Origin of the sequence: Flavobacterium geliluteum, from assembly GCF_017948595.1 — a bacterium.
Classification (GTDB): Bacteria; Bacteroidota; Bacteroidia; order Flavobacteriales; family Flavobacteriaceae; genus Flavobacterium; species Flavobacterium flavipigmentatum.
Map to the genome: position 1 here is coordinate 1 of NZ_JAGFBV010000065.1, position 1,435 is coordinate 1,435.

Genomic DNA, 1,435 nt, shown 5'->3' on the forward strand with positions numbered 1-1,435 from the left:
TGGACTGCACCCAAAAGTTTAGACGAATTTATAATTAAATTTGATAATAATGAGCTCGATATTGTATCGGGCTCATTCCTTTTAAATTAAGTTTTATTCGATCATTATTGTAATAGTCTATATATTCGATAATTTCCTGTTTTAGTTGATTAGTCGAACTATATTTTTTAAGATAAAACAATTCAGTTTTTAATATACCGAAGAAGTTTTCAATTATTGCATTGTCTAAGCAATTTCCTCTTCTGGACATACTTTGCTTAATTCCTTTTTGTTTTAATAAATTTTGATATTGTTTCATTTGATACTGCCATCCTTGATCTGAGTGCAATATTAGATTAACTTGACCTGGTATTTTCTCAAAAGATTTATTAAGCATTGATACGATTTGATTAAAATTAGGTCTTTCAGATAATTCATAACTTATAATTTCCCCATTAAACAAATCAATTATTGGAGAAAGATATAATTTACTTCCTGATACGTTAAATTCTGTAACGTCTGTGGCCCATTTTTCATTTGGCATTGCTGCTTTAAAATTACGCTTTAATATATTAGGCGCTATTTTTCCTTGTTCCCCTTTATATGATTTATACTTTTTTAATCTAATAATACTTTTTAATCCTAGGAGTGTCATTAATCTGAGAACTGTTTTATGATTAATTAAAACACCTTTATTTCTTAGATCTAAAGTAATACGTCTGTAACCAAATCTGCCTTTATGCAGATGATAAATCTGCTTGATCAGCTCTTTAATATATTTGTACTTATCTTCTATATGATATTTTTTTTCGTAGTAATAGTAACTACTACGTGCCATATTCAGATGACCCAGCATAGTGCCAAGATCATACTCATGCCTTAATTCTATTATGGCTTGCGTTTTAAATTCTTCATTTCCGCGGCTTGAACTAAGGCATTGTACTTTTTTAGAAGAGCATTTTCACATTTTAATGATTCTATCTCTAGTAAAAGTTCTTCTTCTCTAGTCAGGGGTTTATCAGATTTCTTTTGGGCTCTCTTAATACTCATAGATTTAGGTCTTCCTTTAGGTTTAAACTCTAAGCCTGAGTTTCCTTGGTCTTTGTACCTTTTTTGCCATTGAATAATAACGGCTTGATTGGGAATATTAAATACAACACAGGCATCTCTCAAAGATAAAGACTTCTTCTTAATTTCTCGCAATACATTTTGCTTAAAAGTTGTGCTGTAATTTTGCTTTTTTCGAGGTAAAATACCTTCTACACCATAATTTTGATAAAACTTAATCCATACTCTGAGAGTTGATTCATCGAAATTATTTTCCTTGGCAACTGAATAAACTGAAATGTTGTTTTTTAAAACTTTATTTATACAGCCAAGCTTAAACTCATAATCATATTTTCCTCTTTTTTCCATAAAAATGCCCCCAAATAGTGTCTAACTTTTTGGGGGCAGT

The 1,435-nt window shown here is 29.9% G+C and carries 2 protein-coding genes; both read right to left on the reverse strand.

What is annotated here, in order from left to right; genetic code table 11:
* Positions 1-34: 34 nt before the first annotated feature.
* Complete coding sequence (locus J3495_RS18940) at positions 35-871, reverse strand: IS3 family transposase (protein ID WP_317192650.1); 837 nt, start codon at positions 869-871, stop codon at positions 35-37.
* On the reverse strand, positions 868-1,395 hold the full coding sequence (locus J3495_RS18945) for a transposase (RefSeq protein ID WP_210668537.1): 528 nt from the start codon (positions 1,393-1,395) through the stop codon (positions 868-870). Before J3495_RS18945 ends, J3495_RS18940 begins: the two co-directional genes overlap by 4 nt.
* Positions 1,396-1,435 lie beyond the last annotated feature (40 nt).